Source organism: Mucilaginibacter sp. FW306-07-L (assembly GCF_058782065.1).
Genome location: NZ_JBYSXI010000003.1, coordinates 550281 through 569336 on the forward strand (window position 1 = coordinate 550281; position 19056 = coordinate 569336).

Sequence of the window (19056 nt, forward strand, 5' to 3'; positions counted from 1 at the left end):
TAGAGCCCGCCACAAGCGGGCTTTTTTATTGCAATTAATTGGGGGGCATTGCGTTGTTTGTATTAAAGCTGATTACATTTGCAGCAATCTTTTTATAAACAAAAACCTGAAAACAAATGTGCGGAATAGTTGGATATATAGGCCACCGGGATGCATTCCCTATCATTATTAAAGGCCTGCACCGCCTGGAGTATCGCGGTTACGATAGTGCCGGTATATCAATATATAACGATGGGCTTAAAGTATATAAAAAAGCCGGCAAGGTAAGCGCCCTTGAGGATTTTGCTAAAGACCTGCCGGTAACAAGCACCATAGGTATGGGCCACACCCGTTGGGCTACGCATGGTGCACCAAGCGACCGCAACTCGCACCCCCACGCCTCAAACAACCGAAAGCTTACCATTATACACAATGGCATTATTGAGAATTATGCCACTATTAAGGAAACCCTGCTGGCCAAGGGGCACGTTTTTAAAAGCGATACAGATACCGAAGTATTGATACACCTGGTGGAAGATATTGCCACGGCTACCGGCATCGACCTGAAAGAAGCTGTACGTATCGCCTTAAACAAGGTGATAGGCGCTTATGCGATTGTTATTATGAGCGAGGATGACCCAAACCTGCTGATAGCCGCACGCAAGGGCAGCCCGATGGTGATCGGCGTAGGTGAGGGTGAATACTTCATCGCTTCGGACGCTACGCCGATTGTAGAGTATACCAAAAACGTGATCTACCTTAACGATAATGAGATCGCCTACATTACCCGCGAAGACCTGCTGATCAAAAACATTGACAACACCATACAAACACCCTACATACAGGAGCTCGACCTGAAGTTGGAAATGCTCGAAAAAGGCGGATACGACCACTTTATGCTAAAGGAAATATACGAGCAGCCGCGGTCGATACGTGATTGCCTGCGCGGGCGCATTTACCCGCAGGAGGGCAAGGTACAACTTGGGGGAATTAAAGAGTATGCGGAGAAATTAAAGAACCTTGACCGTATTATTATTGTAGCTTGCGGCACCTCGTGGCATGCCGGCTTGGTGGGTGAATATTTAATTGAAGAATACGCCCGTGTACCGGTAGAGGTGGAGTATGCCTCAGAGTTCAGGTACCGCAACCCCATCATTACCGAAAAAGACCTGGTGATCGCCATATCACAATCCGGCGAGACGGCTGATACCATGGCGGCGCTTGAACTGGCTAAAGAAAAAGGAGCCACTATTTTTGGGGTTTGTAATGTAGTTGGCGCTTCTATTCCGCGCATTACCCATGCCGGGGTTTATACCCATGCCGGGCCTGAAATTGGCGTAGCATCAACCAAGGCCTTTACCTCGCAGGTTACAGTGCTTACGCTTATCGCTTTTTATATCGCGCAGCAGCGCGGAGCCATTACCCAAAGTAAGCTGATAGAATACCTGACCGGGCTTGACCAGATACCGGGCCTGATAGAAAAGACGCTGAAAACCAATGACCGGGTAAAGGAGATAGCCGAGAAATTTAAGGATAGCCGCAACTGCCTTTTCCTGGGTAGGGGCAGCTCTTTCCCGGTAGCGCTCGAGGGTGCGTTGAAGCTAAAAGAAATATCATACATACATGCCGAAGGCTATCCGGCTGCCGAAATGAAACACGGGCCGATCGCGCTGATCGATGCCGAGATGCCGGTGGTATTTATAGCCACCAAACATTCATCTTACGAAAAGGTGATCAGCAACATACAGGAGGTTAAAGCCCGTGGCGGCCGTGTAATTGCTATTGTTACCGAGGGAGATACCGATGTTAGGGACATGGCCGACTACATAATAGAAATTCCGCAAACCGGCGAAGCCTTTGTACCGCTGCTGGCTACTATTCCGCTGCAATTGCTTTCATACCACATTGCGGTTATGCGGGGATGCAATGTAGATCAGCCGCGTAACCTGGCTAAATCCGTTACGGTTGAATAAGCTCTAAATTATAATTAATTGAACGGCTCGCAGCATTTGCTGCGAGCCGTTTTTATTTGGATCAAGTCGATAAATTCTATTGCTAAAATCAATCATTATATTAATTTTACATCGATAAAATCTATATCATGACCATTACACAGTTAGAATATATTGTAGCCGTAGATACTTACCGCAGCTTTGGCACTGCCGCCGAAAAGTGTTTTGTTACACAACCCACCCTCAGCATGCAGGTGCAAAAGCTGGAAGACACCTTAGGCGTTAAACTGTTTGACCGCAGCAAGCAGCCTGTTATACCAACAGAAATTGGCATTGAGGTAGTAGCCCAGGCACGTGTATTGCTTGCCGAGAGTGAGAAGATCAAAGAAATTATAAGCGACCGACAGAAGGAACTATCGGGAGAGTTGAAGATAGGCATTATACCAACTATATCGCCTTATATATTACCTAAAATTATTACGAGTTTCATTGAAAAATATCCGCAGGTAAAACTGGTGGTGTGGGAGCAAACAACGGAGCAGATTATCCAGCAGTTAAAAATGGGTATACTTGATTGTGGCATCCTGTCTACCCCGCTGCATGAGAGCAACCTGATGGAGATCCCGGTTTTTTACGAAAACTTTGTGGCCTACGTATCGCGCAACAGCAACCTGTTTAAAAAGAAAAGCATACAGCCGGATGATATTGATGTGGAAGAAATATGGGTACTTAACGAGGGGCACTGCATGCGCGAACAGGTGCTGAATATTTGCCAGCGCCGCAAAAGCACCCGGGGCTTTCAGCATTTTGAGTATAACACGGGTAGCGTTGAAACACTTAAACGCATGGTTGACCAAAATAACGGTGCTACCATTTTGCCCGAGCTGGCCATTGCCGACCTGACCGAAAAACAACTGGACAGGGTGCGTTACTTTAAATCGCCGGAACCGGCACGTGAGGTAAGCATTGTAATACCCCGTAATTTTTTAAAACGACGTATGATAGAAGCGCTTAAAAACGAGATCCTTGAATTTATCCCTAAAAGATTAAAAACCAAGAAGAAGAAAGAGATAGTGGACATATAGGTGGTAGAGATTAGTGGTCAGTGATTGAGGGTTAGTAGTTAGTTAGTAATACAATAAGCGACTTGTTTCAAAAACCAATCTCTGACCACCCATTACTAACCACTAATCACCAACAATCTCCACCTCTGTTACCGGATGCCCGGTGCACGTAAGTATCCAGCCTGCGGCTATATCTTCGGGAGTGAGTACATCATTTCGAGCCATTTCAACCTTGCCGCTGGTACATATAACTGCGCAAGCGGAGCATACACCCGCCCGGCAACTGTATGATAGCCTGATGCCATTTTGCAAGGCGGCCTGTAAAATAGATTGATTTTCTCCCGCTATGATATTATAATGCTCACCCTTGTAAGCAATGCCCACTTTTTGCGGCGGGTAATTAAGCGCAGGCGGTGTTACCGCGACAGTATCGATCACAAAATTTTCCTTACGGATGCGTTGTGGCTCAACACCCATATATAATAAGGTAAGCCTGAGCATACGCATGTAAGCGAAGGGCCCGCACAAATAAAAATCGGCGTTAGCCAAACCGTTGGGCGTATGCTGCTTTACCAGCTTTTCGGCCATAAAATTATTCAGCCGATTGGCTTCGCTGCTAAGCAGGTGTATAACTTTTAACCTATCAGCATGGGTATCTGCTAATTCGCTAAGTTGCTTCTTAAATATTATTGATGCTTTATTAAGGTTGCTATAGATAATAACTATATTACTCTTTCCGGGCTGCTTCAAAATATATTTAAGCTGAGAAAATACCGGTGTAATACCGCTGCCCGCCGCGAATATGATAATATCTTTCTTCTCTTCGGGATGAGTTATTAAGAAACGACCTGTGGGTTCAACAGCGTTTAAAAGATCACCCACTTTTATCTTAGTAAACATAAAGCGCGAAATTTCGCCGTTTGGGATGCGCTTTATGGTAATGGCCATTAATTTTTCATCTGGTGATGAACTGAGCGAATACGATCTGCGTATTTCTTCATGATGATGATCAAACACCAGCGTAATAAACTGTCCCGCCTTATAGCTTACCTTTTCGCCTGTTACATTGCTCAGGTAAAACGTGGACGTATCAGCCGTTTCTTGTTCTATCTTTTCAACCCTTAACTGCAGCATTAGCCTATTCTTAACACCAACTTACCAAACTGACTTGAATCATCCATCCTCCTGATCGCTTTCTCAGCCTCAGCTAAGGGAAATACCTCATCAATAACCGGTTCAATTTTATGGCCACTGATAAATTGCAGCATCTGCTCAAATTCAGCAGGCGAGCCCAACGTGGTACCTAATATGCTGATGTGGTTCCAGAATATTTTCCGGCCGGCTAATTCGGGAATATTGCCGGCAGTACCGCCAAAAAAGACAATGCGGCCACCCGGTTTGCAGATATCTATCAGCTTTTCAAAGCCTTTGCCCAAGGCACTATCAATGATCACATCAAACCCGCCGCCCGATAGTTGCTGCAATTGTCCGGGCCAATCCTGTGCCTTGTAATTTACCCCTGCCGAAGCACCCAACTGCCTTGCACGTTCTATCTTTTCGGCCGAGCCGGAGGTAACAAATACCTGGCAGCCCGCGGCTACGGCGTATTGCAGGGCAAAAGCCCCGGTACCACCTCCAACGCCGGTTATTAAAACTTTGTCGCCCCTTTTTGCCTGCCCTTTGGTAAATAAAGCCCTGAAGGTGGTTAAGCCGGCAACCGGTAGCGTAGCGGTTTGTTCCCAGTTTAAATGTACCGGCTTGGGTTGCAGGTTAGCTAAGGGCACGGTAACGTATTCCGCAAAAGTACCCTGGTTGGGTGGCAAACCGATGATGTTAAAATCCTTTGATTGATGCGCGGTGTTGTCTCCCCAGCCATGCGCCGGGTAAATGACCACCTCTTTACCTATCCAGCCGCTACCGGCATCGCTGCCCGCTTCCACAACTACGCCAGCACCGTCAGATCCGATTACAGAGGGATAGGATATCCCATCGTATTTGCCCTGCGTTATCCACCAGTCGCGGCGGTTTAATGATGCCGCTTTTAACTGCACCAGCACCTCGCCCGGTTGCGGTACAGGTTTATCAATATCTTTTATGGTTAGTGGCTGGTTCAGCCCTTCTAATACAATCGCTTTCATAAATAATTCGCTTTACATTTACCGGCAGCAATCACTGTTCCGAAAACCTAAACGGAGCAGGAATAAGGTAAAACTATAAAAAAACCATGTTTGTCACATTTATCGGGGCGTTTATCACATTTTTTATTTTTGTATAACAGTGCTGCGTACTATTGCCCTAAACAAATCACATTATGCTTAAATCTCTCCAAACTAAATTAAAAACCGAAACGCTCATTGAGCTTTTATTGGTTGCACTCGTTATCTTAGCTACGTTTATAGTTTACCTGTTTGATGCTGTAGATGTTGTGAAAAGCAATCGTTCAATCGGCATATCCATTACCTACAGCTCTTTACTTGCAACAGCAGTATTTAAATATGCTGTAACCTATTTGTGCTACACCCTGCTATGTTTATTTGTAGCACCTGAGTTTAAAAAACCTGAAGGCCAACCTGCCAGGCCAGTAGTTTTAGTATATGCGCTGATTGCAGTGTCGCTTCTGCTTAATCTGATCAGCATTTACTTTGGTGCGCTCCTGGCATTAAGAATATGGATCATTCTATTTACAAGAAACAACAGATCCGCTGTAAATGCCTTAAATTACGAAAGCGGGTTACTTACCGCAAGCTGGATTTTTTTGACCGTCGCATCAGTATTTGTTGATATACATGATGTATTAAGAACTTATATATTACTGGTTATACCAGCTTGTATAACTATTTATTTATATTCAATATATCGCATACTGCCGCTTATACAGCATAAAAAATGGTTATTTTTTAATTTTTTTATAAGAACGTTAGGGGCGATTATTCTTTCAATGCTGTTAGTAACCCTTGTTGTAACTCAATTGAAAGAGCACTCATACCTATACGGTGTTGCAGAGATATTAGGACCTGATTTATTAAACTTTAAAGTTGAGGAACATGACGTTACAGTATTACTTGCAATATGTATAGTAACACAATTACTAATTGTAATTCCTTTTGCCTGGAGTAATTTTAAAAGCCGTAACAGGAAATTAGACCAGCAAATACATGAACTTAAAACTGAACTTGGGCAAACCGATGCTAACCTTAACTTTTTAAAGTCGCAGATCAACCCGCACTTTTTATTCAATGCCTTAAACACTTTATATGGTACCGCCTTGCAGGAAAACGCGGAACGCACCGGCGAAGGCATACAAAAACTCGGGGACATGATGCGCCTGATGCTCCAGGAAAACATGAAGGATAAAATATCGATATCAAAAGATATTGACTATTTAAATAATTACATTCTGTTGCAAAAACTACGCACCGCTACATCCGCAAATGTTATTATTGAGGCCGAGATCAATGATGATAGTCCGGAGCTGCTCATCGCGCCCATGCTGCTTATACCTTTTGTTGAGAATGCCTTTAAGCATGGCATCAGCCTTATTAATCCATCCTTTATAAAAATGAAGTTGGTAACCAGCGGCAACACGCTGTACTTTGATGTGCACAACAGCATTCATCTGAAAAGCGATAATGACCCGGAAAAAGGCCAAAGCGGTATCGGGCTCGAAAATGTGAAGCAGCGCCTGAACCTGCTTTACAACAACAAGCACGAATTAATTATCCGGGAAACCGCGAAAGACTTTTTTGTACACCTTACCTTGCAGTTAGAAGATGCCGTTTAACTTTACCGCATGATTGCCATTGCCATTGATGATGAACCTATAGCGTTAGATATTGTGCGCGCGCATGCCCAAAAAGTACCCTTTATACAAATGGAGGGTTACTTTACAAATGCTTTTGAGGCACTTAGCCATTTGCAGCGCAATAAGGTCGACCTGATATTTTTAGATATTAAAATGCCCGATATCAGCGGGATAGATTTTATGAACAGCCTAACCAACCCGCCCATGGTGGTGTTTACTACGGCTTATTCAGAACATGCGGTAAAAAGCTTTGAGCTTAATGCGGTAGACTATCTGTTAAAACCATTTTCGTTGGCGCGATTTTTAAAGGCCTGTAACAAAGCCCTTGAGTTATATGTGCTCAGAAACAACCAGCACGTAACAGGTGTGCCCGAAAGTATATTTATAAAGGATGGCTACGAGCAGGTAAAAGTAGCGATAAATGACATCCTGTTTTTAGAAGCATCCGGCAACTACGTGAAGATATATTTAAGTGATGATACCTCGTTAAGCACACGCGTAACCATTGGCGATATGCTGCTGATGCTGCCCTCAAAATCCTTCATCCGTACACACCGGGCTTATGTGGTAGCCCGCAATAAAATAAACCGGTTTGACCGCTACCAGGTTTATATTGATAAGCATACGGTACCCATAGGGGCCACTTACGCGCAATGCATGCAGGATATACAATCATAAAAAAGGCGGCAGGATATAACACCCTGCCGCCTTTTTATAAAGTCGTTTTTGAGATTAAGCGATAGCTTTGGTATAAAGCTCAGCTACTTTTTCCCAGTTAACTACATTCCAGATAGCCGCCAAATAATCCGGGCGACGGTTTTGGTATTTCAGGTAGTAAGCATGCTCCCAAACGTCGATACCTAAAACCGGGGTACCTTTAACTTCGGCGATATCCATTAACGGGTTATCCTGGTTAGGGGTTGAGGTTACCGCCAGCTTTTTATCGGCAGTAACAATTAACCAGGCCCAACCCGAACCGAAACGGGTAGCACCTGCCTCAGCAAGTTTGGTTTTCAATTCATCAAATGAACCAAATGTGCTGTTGATAGCCTCGGCTAAAGCACCTGTTGGTGTACCGCCTGCATTTGGTGCAAGCAAAGTCCAGAACAGGGAGTGGTTGTAGTGGCCACCGCCATTGTTGCGTACTGCTGCAGGGTATTTTGATATATTGGTAACGATCTCCTCGATGCTGGCATCAGCCTCAGGCTTGCCTTCCAATGCTTTGTTCAGGTTGGTAACATAAGCCTGGTGATGCTTGCCATGGTGAATTTCCATGGTAGCTTTATCAATGTGCGGTTCTAATGCCTCTGGTGCGTATGGTAACGCAGGTAGTGTAAAAGCCATGATATTTGTGTTTTAAAGTTTAAAACTTAGTTGTGTTAGCAAATATAAGTTCCCAACTGTTAAATTGTTCTAAATAAAATGTCATTTGTTGGTCTGTATTGTTTTGAACCAGAATTTTCCGGATGTTGTTTCGAACCAGAATTTTCAGATTAATGAATGAGCAGAATTAGAATATCTTTCTTAATTCTGTATATTCTCAAATTCTGAAAATTCCGGTTCAGAATAAATTTCCGGTTCAGGCCTTCCGCTTCCCCTTAAAAAAATTCCGCACTAGCTCGGCGCATTCATTTTCACGTATACCGCCGAGTATTTCTGTTTTGGGATGTGTTATTTTTTGATTCAACCGCCCGAAACCCATACGCTGATCGTAAGCGCCGAATACGATGCGAGCTAACTGGAACCAGTATGATGCGCCTGCACACATTACGCAGGGTTCCAGCGTAACGTAAAGTGTACATTCCTTTAAATATTTACCGCCCATATAGTTGGCGGCGGCGGTTAGTGCCTGCATCTCGGCATGGGCTGATACATCGTTAAGCCGCTCGGTAAGGTTATGCCCCCGACCGATGATCTTGCCTTTGCACACCACTATGGCTCCAATAGGTATTTCATCCTCTGCCAATGCCTGTTTAGCCTCGTTGAGCGCCTCGTTCATAAAAAAGTCATCCGGCGAAATGGTTGATTCGCCTTCAAAGTTGATGTATCGCATTATGGTTTATTATCAAATGTACGTGACAAATGTTTTTCGGTTGCTACGATGAGCATTACGCATGAAGCTATCGCCGACGGGATAAGCAACATGGCGCTTGCCATCATACGGGTTTCCTGATCCATTTTTATCACACTTAAAATAACCGTGGATATCATACCGCAAACTACAAGCATTATTCCCAGCCGCATCATATACCGGGCCGAATACTGGTTGCCTTCATCCCAGGTTGCCTGGTTTTTTGTAGCGCTGGGCATACGGTAACCGTAAAGGGCATTAATTTTTTTTGGCGGAAAGCGCTTTTGAATATAGCCTGTTATAATAAAGATTGTGCCTATCAATTGCGGCCCGATCAGCCATTGCCCTATATTCATGATTATATTAAATTAATTTATGCCCATTAGGCACCGGCCTTTCAAGCGCGGCCAATACAATATCGCCATTTTCATCGGCAAAACCGGTCACCAAAAATTCTGACATGAATTTACCGATCTGTTTTTTCGGGAAGTTGGTTACGCCGATGATCTGCCTGCCCACCAATGCTTCCTTAGTATAATGCTTGGTAATTTGCGCGCTCGACCATTTGATGCCGAATTCGCCAAAATCAACACGTACCTTGTAGGCCGGTTTCCGTGCCTCGGGATAATCAACGGCTTCCAGTATGGTGCCTGCCCGCAGCTCTACCTTTTCAAAATCATTCCATGATATGGTATCCATAAACGCAAAGGTAGGGTTTGCTGTGAATATGCGCCCTATCGTAAAAGGGTAACATAACCGGCAACCTTGGGCGTATTGTTTTTCAGGTCGATAACGTAGTAATAGGTGCCTGCCGGTAATATAGCACCGTTAAAACGCCCATCCCAGGGGATAGCGTACCCAACGCTGCGAAAAACCTGCTGCCCGTTACGGTTATAGATCAGCGTTTCGCTGGCAGGATAAGTAACCAGATCTTCAATATTCCATACATCATTAATACCATCGCCGTTTGGCGTAAAAGTGTTGGGGATATTTATTTTTTGATATACCCGCACAAAAACGCTGGCTGTTTTAACACCACATGGACCGGTAACCGTTACCGTATAAGTTACATCTTCCGTTGCCGAAACAAGCGGATTATCCTTCGTGGGGTCATCAAGCCCTTCCTCGGGTAACCATCGGTAGGTATCAATAGCACCGGAATAAGCAGGGTCGAGTTTGATAGCCGTACCTTCATACATTTCACGCTTTGGGGTAAGGGTTACGGCTGGCGGTTCAATAACGGTTATAGTAATTGTTTTAACATCCGTACATGCTCCGTTACTTACCGTAACCGTATAAGTAGTTGTTTCATCTGGCGTAGCGACAGGGTTGGCAACATCTGCTTGGCTCAGGCTGGCATCAGGCAACCAGGTGTAGGTATAATTATCGGCAATATTGGTTACAGTAGTAAGCTGTACCGCCTCGCCCCGGCAAACCGTAATTTTATCTGCTGTAACAGTCGCAGTAAAGGGTGGTTTTACGGTGATGGTAAAAGTACGCGGCTCGCTTATGCAACCCTCGGACGATATAGCATATGCCGTATAACTCCACCCGCTTGGCGGCTCTGGCTTTTGAAAAGTATATTGCGAACCGGTTGTTTGCACATCAAATCCATCCGGACCAAGTAGCCGGTAACGAGCCCCGCCCGAAAGATTGATGGTTACATCTTCGCCCCGGCAAATAGTAACGTTATTAATAGGAGCTAAAACCGGCTTAGCATAAATAGTGATGCTGCGCGGCAGCGAGTATACCCGGCAATTTTCAGAACCTATATTACCCGGCTTGGCGGCGGCTACCCGGTATTGATGTATGGCCCCTACAGAAAGATCGATATTCGCCGGGTACTGTGTTTGATCGGCACCCGCAATATCCTGCCAATCACCGTTTACTAATTTTTGCCACTGGTACTCATAGCCGGATTGCGGTGTGGTTTGAAACGTAAAAATGCGTGTACCACTGCCGGAGCATTCCGGTGTAAAATCTTCATCCTTGCCATTAAGCGTGTTGTTAACCTGCGGCCCACAGGCACGGAAGGCGATATCATCAATAATCAGGTCATTACCATTGCCGCCTGTAGCATCATTAAATATTTTCAATACTATCTCATCAGTATTAAGCGTAGTTGCAAAATCAATACTATATGGCTTAAATTCAGCTGTGTAAGTGGGTTCTATGTTTTCAGTTTTTTCGGTTAATACGTTTCTGTTAGCATCTTCTATAACAAAGCGCAACGCCGGGTGTATAACATTTGGGTTTGTGTTTTCTTTCCGCATCAGGTCAAGCACGTAGATCGAAAACCTGTAAACTGTATTACCACAAAGGCCGCTTACACGTTTTTCAAAAAACTGACTTTTTTCCTCGGATGCGTTTATCATCATCATATATCCACCATTGCCGGTATGGTCACTAAAAACATTGTGCCAGGTATCAGTATGGCAATCATTCGGAAAAGATTTTACAATCTTGTATTGCCCGTTTTCAGCGCACGGACCTGTAGTATATGTAAGAATTTTTACTTGCTCATCAGGTAGCGGACCCGGATTATCAAAGCTTTCCGACACTACCGGATCACCAAAGCTGCCGGTACAGGTTTGCGCTGATGCATGGCTTATGAAAAGCATAAGCAACAAGCAACTCATAAATCCCTGAACAAGCCGACGCATTAAAACAGATAGTTATATTGGTTTTGTGGCGATTAAGGTAATGTATTATGCGCAATATGCCAACTATGCTACTCCTTTCGTAACAATAGCACTTACAGGGCAAACAAATATTTTTCATAGTAGTTAAATAACCGTTGTTAATACATCTACTTATGAAAAATAACTATTCAGCTTACTTATTAGCGTTAAGCCTGTTAGCCGCGGGCTGCGGGGGCAAAAAAGCCAATCCTAACGATGCCGATACGGTTACCAATAAAAGCAGCCAGCAGGTTAAACTACCTGCTCCGTATGCTACCGAGTCAACTACCAAATTCAGCACGGTTTTAGGCTGGCCAAAGGACAAAAGGCCTACAGCACCCGAAGGCTTTGAGGTTAGCCGTTTTGCCGACAGCCTGCGCAACCCACGCAATATTTATGTGGCACCCAATGGCGATATCTTTGTATCTGAGGCTAATACCGAATCAAAAGGTGCTAAAAAGAAAGCCGAAGCAGCTATAAGCGGTAAAGATAAATCACAAAACCTGGGTAAAAGTGCTAACGATGTTATCCTGTTTAGAGATACCAATGGCGATGGCAAGTATGATCTGCGCACAATATTTTTAGGCAAACTGAATCAGCCTTATGGTCTATTAGTGCTGGGCAACTGGTTTTATGTTGCCAATACCGATGGTCTTTGGCGCTACCCTTATAAGCCCGGTCAAACCGAAATTACCGCCAAAGGCACCAAAATACTTGACCTGCCTGCCGGTGGCTACAACAACCACTGGACGCGCAACCTGATTGCGGGCAAGGATGGTAAAAAGATCTTCATCTCAGTAGGCTCGGGCAGTAATGTTGCCGAGCATGGAATAAATAACGAGATACGCCGTGCGAACATTTTAGAGATCAATCCGGATGGTTCAGGCGAGCGCATTTATGCCGCGGGGTTGCGCAACCCGGTAGGTACAGACTGGGAGCCGAAAACAGGCAAGCTGTTTACCGTAGTTAATGAGCGCGATAAACTGGGCGATGGCCTAGTGCCCGATTATCTTACCGGCGTACAGGAAGGGGGCTTTTATGGCTGGCCTTACGCTTATTTTGGCCCGCACGAAGATCCCTCAGTTAAGCAAAAAAATCCGGAGCTGGTGAAAAAGACACTGGTGCCCGACCTGGCTCTGGGGCCGCACACCGCATCATTAGGACTGGCATTTTATACCGGCAGGAAATTTCCGCAGCAATACCAGGGCGGTGCATTCATCGCGCAGCACGGCTCGTGGAACAGTTCCAAACTGGTGGGCTATAAAGTATTGTATGCCCCTTTTGCCAATGGCAAACCAACCGGCGAACTGCAGGATTTTTTGACAGGCTTTATGGCTGATGCTAATAAAGGCGAGGTTTATGGCCGACCGGTTGATGTAGCTGTTTTAAAAGATGGATCGATACTGGTGAGCGATGATTCAGCTAATACGATATGGCGGGTAGCTGTTAAATAATATCTGTAATAAATATTACCAATAGCCCTCTATTAAGTTAAAGGGCTATTTTTGTTTGTAAACTTACATCGTGAAAAAAACCTTCCTGCTGATAATATATATAAGTTGCGCCCTAAGCCTGGCTAAAGCCCAGGATATCCGCATAAGTGATAGTACCCGAACGCTTAAAGAAGTAATCGTTAAAGGCCGCCTTACCGAGCAGCCGGTATTAAGCACCCCTGCATCAGTAAGTGTGTTAAGCGCGGCGCAACTACAGTTGCAGCCCTCCGTATCATTTGTACCGGCGCTAAACACCGTTCCGGGTGTGCGGGCGGAGGAACGTTCGCCGGGCAGTTACCGCCTCTCGGTACGGGGTAGTTTACTGCGCTCGCCATTTGGGGTACGTAATATTAAGGTATATTATGATGAGATACCGCTTACCGATGCGGGAGGCAACACCTATTTAAACGCCCTTGATTTTAACAGCATCCGTAGTATGGAAATACAGAAAGGGCCTGATGGTAGTTTATTTGGTGCCAATACCGGCGGGGTAGTGTTGTTAAACACATCGCCCCAAACTCCGGATAATTTAATTTCAGCCGGGATAAATACCGGTTCATACGGCTTGTTCCCTGAAAACGTCGGTTTGCAAAAACAGTTGGATAATTATAGCCTATCGGTAAACCAGGCTTACCAAAGTTATGACGGTTACCGGCAAAACAGCTACATGTACCGTCATTTTGTTAATACAACAAATAAGTTAAAGTATGGCACGAATAACGAGATAAAGGCCATTGCCTTTTACTCGGATTTAAACTACCAAACTCCCGGCGGCCTCAACCAGGCACAATTGGAAGCTAACCCGCGCTCGGCACGCCAGCCAACAGCAACCCTGCCCGGTGCTTTGCAGCAGCAAATCGGCATCAGGCAAAAAATGTATTTTGGCGGCCTGGTGAATAACTGGCAGATAAATGATCGCATAAAAAATGTGGCCACTGTATTTGGCAACCATGTTGATTTCGCCAACCCGTTCATCACCAATTACGAATTCAGGAATGAGGGCACTTATGGTTTACGTACCTATTTTGAACTTAACTCCGTTAAAAAAACCAATTTGGACTGGAAGCTTAACCTGGGTGTGGAGTGGCAGCAAACCAACTCCACCATTGCCAATTATGATAATAACGGCGGTACACGCGGCGATGTACAGGCTACCGACCGCCTGAACAGCAACCAGCGTTTTATATTTACCCGTTATGCCGCTACCTTTTTTAACCGGCTTAATTTGGAAGCCGCGCTAAGCCTTAACTATTTTAAATACCGCTTTAAAAATATAGCTCCCATTAATGAGGCTGATTTTAGCGAACGTAATTTCGATGCTCAACTAATGCCAAGGCTGGCCTTATCATATCTGATCACCAATAACTTTAGCTGGCGGGCATCAGTAAGCCGGGGCTATTCATCGCCCACTAACCTGGAAGTAAGGCCAAGCAATAACATAGTAAACACCACCCTTAACGCACAAACCGGCTGGAATTATGAAAGCGGTTTCCGCCTGCGTAATAATGACGAGAGTACTTACCTTGATGTTTCAGCATTTTATTTCCGCCAGCAAAACACCATTGTGCCCCGCCGCTTGGAGAATGATACCGAATATTACATAAACGCGGGCGGCACCAACCAGCCCGGTGCCGAACTCTATTTTAGTAGCTGGCTGTTACGTAAAGGTACAGGCTTTGTAAAAGGCGTTCAGTTTAACACTTCGTATACTTTCAGCAAATACAAATTCAGGAGTTACAGTACAGTTGATACCGATTTTTCGGGCAATAATTTAACCGGCATACCACGCAATGTAGTGGTGAGCAATGTACAGGTTTTGCTGCCGCAAGCCTTATCGCTATTTGTACAGCACAACTTTACCGACCGTATACCGCTTAATGATGGCAATACCGTTTACGCGCCAAAGTATCATTTACTGCAAACACGTTTGGGGTGGCAGCACCGCATTGGTAAAACCCGTTTAGAAGTTTTTGCCGCGGCAGATAACCTGCTTAATCAAAAATACAGTTTGGGTAATGATTTGAACGCCGTAGGTAACCGTTACTATAACCCGGCACCACCGCGCAATTATAACGCGGGCCTCAATGTCGCACTATAATTATGGCAAGGCAGGTAACGATTATATTGCACACGGTAATTAATGCACCGGCGGAAAGGGTGTTTGACCTGGCACGCAGTATTGATTTGCACATACAATCCACCCGGCATACCGGCGAGCAGGCTATTGCCGGGCGCACCAGCGGATTGATCGGCATGGGCGAAAGTGTTACCTGGCGGGCTAAGCATTTCGGCATCCGGCAAACGCTTACGTCAAAAATTACCGCTTTTGAACGCCCTCTTCACTTTACTGATGAAATGGTTAAAGGGGCATTTAAAAGTTTCAGGCATAACCACTGGTTTAGCCAGCCCGGCAGACAAACTACCATGAAGGATGAATTTATATTCGAAACACCCTTTGGCTTGGTAGGCCGTTTATTCAATAAACTGATATTGAAACGCTACATGACTAACCTGCTCATCAAGCGCAACGCCATCATTAAACAAGCCGCCGAAAGCGGTGAGTGGCAGCAGGTATTATCCGGTGATTGACGGCTGATCTTTTTTACCGGGCAATTCATCCTGGGTAAATACTACTCTTTGCAGCGGCAAACTCTGCGGGTAGTTATCCCTCAAAAACGTGATCAGGTTTTCGCGGATATAGCAACGCAGGTCAAATGCCTGGGATGAATTGCGGGCACTCATCAACGCGCGGATCTCAATAGTATGTTCTTTGGCATCGGTTACCTGTATTACTTTTACACGTTTGTCCCAAAGCTTGGTTGCATCAAGCAAACGGTCAAACTCCGTCCTGATGGCATCAATGGGTGTATTATAATCTAAATAGAGAAAAACGGTACCCAATATTTCTGATGTGGTACGCGTCCAGTTTTGAAAGGGCTTTTCTATAAAATAGTTAATCGGCAGGATCAGCCTGCGCTGATCCCAGATGTTTAACACTACATAGGTTAAAGTAATATCCTCTACACGCCCCCATTCACCTTCTACTACCAGCACATCGTCAATCCGTATAGGTTGGGTAAACGCTATCTGAAAGCCGGCCAAAAAATTAGCTAATGATTTTTGCGCGGCAAAACCAATTATAATACCACCAATACCTACACCTGTAAGCAGGCCCGCGCCTATCTTGCGCACATTATCAAAACTTAGCAACACTACCGATATGGCTACCAGGATAATAAAGGTTACCAAAATGCGGCGTATAAACTGTAGCTGCGTGCGTATCTTACGTTCTTTTAAGTTGTCCTCTTTATTAAGATCGTACACATGGTACATATAATCCTCAAAAACCTTAATTGAGCTGATGAGCAGTACCGCGAAGGAAATGATGAGAGCTATTTGCGCAAGGCGGGTAAGTGGCAGGTAAAAACGCTGCTGCATATCCATCAGCGGCAGCATTAAATTTAACACCAGCAGGGGCACAAAGTGGTTCATGGGGCGGCCGGTGTGGGTAATTATGCTCTTAAAAAGCGAGTAGTCGGTATGGTTTTTATAAAAGTTAAGTAACGACTTTATAATCAACTTGATCAGCAAGCCAATAAGGATGGATATAACGGCGATAAAAATATTCCAAAGCCACGAAGGCACGTTATCAGACCAATTTTCTAAAACTTCTTTCATAGTTTTTCCTTTAATGATTGTATAAACCGCACAGCGGGTTATTTGTTAGTTACATTTTTAAATGCGGCGTATAACGCTGATCATGCGTTTCGCATATTAAAACACACTTTACTTATGAGTAAAACTATCATTGTTTCAAACAGGCTGCCGGTAAAGGTTTCTGAAGATGAAAGCGGCTTTAATATTGTAACCAGTGAGGGTGGGCTGGCCACCGGGCTGGGTTCGGTTTACCGTTCGGGAGATAACGTTTGGCTGGGATGGCCGGGTATTGAATTAGCCGATGAAGGCAAACAGCACGAAGTAAAAGAGCGTCTGGCTGATGTTAGCCTGGTGCCGGTTTTTTTAACCGCCGATGAAATATCCGGATATTATGAAGGGTTCTCTAACGAGATACTCTGGCCTATATTTCACTATTACGCGTCAACCTACTCCAACTACAAACAAAGCAATTGGGATTATTACAGCACCGTAAACAGAAAATTTATGGCTGCCGTGTTAGAAGTAGCCGAACCCGGTGATACCATCTGGATACATGATTACCAGTTGCTGCTATTGCCCGGGCTGATCCGTAATGCCATGCCTGATATCTCCATCGGCTTTTTTCTGCACATACCGTTTCCTTCGTTTGAGATGTTCCGCCTGATACCATGGCGCAGCGAACTGATAGAAGGTATGCTGGGTGCTGACCTGGTGGGCTTTCATACCTTTGATGATGCCAGTCATTTTATTAATGCCGCTACCCGGTTGCTGCCTTACAATTCAACATCAAACATAATTACGGTTGATGACCGGCCGGTGGTTGTAGAATCATTCCCGATGGGGATTGATGATGAAAAATATGCCGCGCTTACCGGTACCGATAAGGTAAAGCAGGAAGTTGAACACCTGAAGGAAACCTTTAAAGAGAAAAAGCTGATCCTGTGTATTGACCGGCTTGACTATAGCAAAGGCATACTACAACGCTTGCAAGCGTTTGAGGTATTGCTTGAAACGCATCCCGAATACCGGGAGAAGATAGTATTGCACATGATCGTAGTACCATCGCGCGACAGCGTACCCCAATACAAGGAGTTGAAACAGAATATTGACCGTAAAGTAGGCGACATCAACGCCCGGCACCGTACTATTGACTGGAGCCCGATAAACTACTTTTACCGCGCCTTCCCGATTGAAACCCTGTCGGCCTTATACCATACAGCCGATATTTGCCTGGTTACCCCGATGCGTGATGGCATGAACCTGGTAAGCAAGGAATACATTGCCAGCCGCACACAGGAAACAGGCGTATTAATTTTAAGCGAAATGGCCGGCGCATCCAAAGAGTTGATTGATGCCATTATTGTAAACCCGAGCAACATCAACTCAATGGCCAAGGCCATGGTTAAGGCGTTGAACATGCCGGTTTATGAGCAGCGCCGCCGCATGAAGCTGATGCGCCAGGTGGTATCAAAGTTTAACATTAAACATTGGGTACGCATATTTATGGAAAGTATTAAAGAGGTTAAGCAAATGCAGCAATCCATGCGGTCGCGCCATATTACGGATGTTACCGAGCAGGCCATCAAAAAAATCTATAACAAAACACAAAACCGGGTAATCTTCCTGGATTATGACGGAACGCTGGTTGGCTTTAAGTCAGACATCAATGCCGCCAAACCCGATGATGAACTTTACGCCCTGCTTGACGACCTGAGTGCCGATCCTGCCAACCACATTGTACTGGTAAGCGGCCGTGGATATGACTGTTTAGAAGAGTGGTTTGGCCACACCAAATTAACCCTGATTGCCGAACACGGCGCCTGGATGAAAAAGAAAGGTGAATGGGAGAGCATACCCGGCCTTAACGACCAGTGGAAGCAGGATGTATACCCGCTGCTGGAAATGTATGTTGACCGTACACCCGGTGCGTTCATCGAGGAAAAGAATTACTCGCTGGTATGGCATTACCGCAAGGTTGAAAAGGGCCTCGGCGAGTTGCGCACCAATGAACTGATGAACAACCTGCGCTACCTGATTAATGACCGCGGCCTGCAACTGCTGCCCGGAAACAAGGTGGTGGAGATAAAGAATATGGAAATTAACAAGGGCAAGGCAACATCAGCCATGCTGCATAACAAGGAGTTTGATTTTATTATGGCTCTTGGCGATGACCATACCGACGAAGATATATTTAAGGCCTTGCCTGATAATTCACTTACCGTAAAGGTAGGCAGCAATATATCGGCCGCACGGTTTTACCTGCGTAACCACCATGAGGTAAGAAGTTTGCTACGCAGTCTGGTACAGCCAAGTGCTATACCGGCTGAGAAATAACAATACTTTACAGAGCCCCTTAA

The 19056-nt window shown here is 45.1% G+C and carries 16 protein-coding genes; 8 read left to right on the top strand and 8 right to left on the bottom strand.

Annotation, left to right across the window (positions count from 1 at the left end):
• The first annotated feature begins 116 nt into the window (after positions 1-116).
• The gene (gene glmS / locus AC3WJC_RS17590; RefSeq protein WP_492400424.1) at positions 117-1952 is read left to right on the top strand and encodes a glutamine--fructose-6-phosphate transaminase (isomerizing); all 1836 of its coding nucleotides are present in this window, start codon (positions 117-119) and stop codon (positions 1950-1952) included.
• Positions 1953-2080: 128 nt separating this feature from the next.
• The gene (locus AC3WJC_RS17595; protein WP_492400425.1) at positions 2081-3016 is read left to right on the top strand and encodes a hydrogen peroxide-inducible genes activator; all 936 of its coding nucleotides are present in this window, start codon (positions 2081-2083) and stop codon (positions 3014-3016) included.
• Positions 3017-3118: 102 nt separating this feature from the next.
• On the opposite strand, the gene AC3WJC_RS17600 is transcribed toward AC3WJC_RS17595, so the two are convergent.
• Both AC3WJC_RS17600 and AC3WJC_RS17605 read right to left on the bottom strand, forming a co-directional pair.
• Positions 3119-4129, bottom strand: coding sequence for a 2Fe-2S iron-sulfur cluster-binding protein (locus AC3WJC_RS17600; protein WP_492400426.1), 1011 nt, complete (start codon positions 4127-4129; stop codon positions 3119-3121).
• Positions 4129-5133: a quinone oxidoreductase family protein gene (locus AC3WJC_RS17605; protein ID WP_492400427.1), complete on the bottom strand. Its 1005-nt coding sequence runs from the start codon at positions 5131-5133 to the stop codon at positions 4129-4131. The genes AC3WJC_RS17600 and AC3WJC_RS17605 overlap by 1 nt, the downstream gene beginning before the upstream one ends.
• A 173-nt stretch (positions 5134-5306) precedes the next feature.
• Here AC3WJC_RS17605 and AC3WJC_RS17610 point away from each other — a divergent pair, with 173 nt between their 5' ends.
• Together AC3WJC_RS17610 and AC3WJC_RS17615 are read left to right on the top strand one after the other, a co-directional pair.
• The gene (locus AC3WJC_RS17610) at positions 5307-6776 is read left to right on the top strand and encodes a sensor histidine kinase (protein WP_492400428.1); all 1470 of its coding nucleotides are present in this window, start codon (positions 5307-5309) and stop codon (positions 6774-6776) included.
• Between the two features lie 9 nt (positions 6777-6785).
• Positions 6786-7475, top strand: coding sequence for a LytR/AlgR family response regulator transcription factor (locus AC3WJC_RS17615; RefSeq protein WP_492400429.1), 690 nt, complete (start codon positions 6786-6788; stop codon positions 7473-7475).
• A gap of 54 nt (positions 7476-7529) precedes the next feature.
• Here the strand turns inward: AC3WJC_RS17615 and AC3WJC_RS17620 are convergent, their stop codons facing one another.
• From AC3WJC_RS17620 to AC3WJC_RS17640, 5 genes are all read right to left on the bottom strand, one after another.
• Entirely contained in the window at positions 7530-8141 is a 612-nt protein-coding gene (locus tag AC3WJC_RS17620) for a superoxide dismutase (RefSeq protein ID WP_492400430.1), read from the bottom strand.
• Between the two features lie 235 nt (positions 8142-8376).
• Entirely contained in the window at positions 8377-8850 is a 474-nt protein-coding gene (locus tag AC3WJC_RS17625) for a nucleoside deaminase (protein ID WP_492400431.1), read from the bottom strand.
• Positions 8850-9224, bottom strand: a complete 375-nt coding sequence (locus tag AC3WJC_RS17630; protein ID WP_492400432.1) for an SdpI family protein — start codon at positions 9222-9224, stop codon at positions 8850-8852. The genes AC3WJC_RS17625 and AC3WJC_RS17630 overlap by 1 nt, the downstream gene beginning before the upstream one ends.
• Positions 9225-9231: 7 nt before the next feature.
• Positions 9232-9567 carry a tRNA-binding protein gene (locus AC3WJC_RS17635; protein ID WP_492400433.1) on the bottom strand — a complete coding sequence of 112 codons (336 nt, stop codon included), beginning with the start codon at positions 9565-9567 and terminating at the stop codon, positions 9232-9234.
• A gap of 35 nt (positions 9568-9602) precedes the next feature.
• The gene (locus AC3WJC_RS17640) at positions 9603-11489 is read right to left on the bottom strand and encodes a gliding motility-associated C-terminal domain-containing protein (RefSeq protein ID WP_492400434.1); all 1887 of its coding nucleotides are present in this window, start codon (positions 11487-11489) and stop codon (positions 9603-9605) included.
• Between the two features lie 194 nt (positions 11490-11683).
• Here AC3WJC_RS17640 and AC3WJC_RS17645 point away from each other — a divergent pair, with 194 nt between their 5' ends.
• The 3 genes from AC3WJC_RS17645 (at position 11684) to AC3WJC_RS17655 (ending at position 15631) form a co-directional block, all read left to right on the top strand.
• On the top strand, positions 11684-13003 hold the full coding sequence (locus tag AC3WJC_RS17645; RefSeq protein WP_492400435.1) for a PQQ-dependent sugar dehydrogenase: 1320 nt from the start codon (positions 11684-11686) through the stop codon (positions 13001-13003).
• Between the two features lie 70 nt (positions 13004-13073).
• Positions 13074-15140, top strand: a complete 2067-nt coding sequence (locus AC3WJC_RS17650) for a TonB-dependent receptor (protein WP_492400436.1) — start codon at positions 13074-13076, stop codon at positions 15138-15140.
• 2 nt (positions 15141-15142) lie between these two features.
• Complete coding sequence (locus AC3WJC_RS17655) at positions 15143-15631, top strand: SRPBCC family protein (RefSeq protein WP_492400437.1); 489 nt, start codon at positions 15143-15145, stop codon at positions 15629-15631.
• On the opposite strand, the gene AC3WJC_RS17660 is transcribed toward AC3WJC_RS17655, so the two are convergent.
• Positions 15617-16720 (bottom strand): mechanosensitive ion channel family protein, encoded by a 1104-nt coding sequence (locus AC3WJC_RS17660; RefSeq protein WP_492400438.1) that lies wholly within the window; start codon positions 16718-16720, stop codon positions 15617-15619. The genes AC3WJC_RS17655 and AC3WJC_RS17660 overlap by 15 nt on opposite strands.
• A gap of 114 nt (positions 16721-16834) precedes the next feature.
• Here AC3WJC_RS17660 and AC3WJC_RS17665 point away from each other — a divergent pair, with 114 nt between their 5' ends.
• Entirely contained in the window at positions 16835-19033 is a 2199-nt protein-coding gene (locus AC3WJC_RS17665; protein ID WP_492400439.1) for a bifunctional alpha,alpha-trehalose-phosphate synthase (UDP-forming)/trehalose-phosphatase, read from the top strand.
• Positions 19034-19056 lie beyond the last annotated feature (23 nt).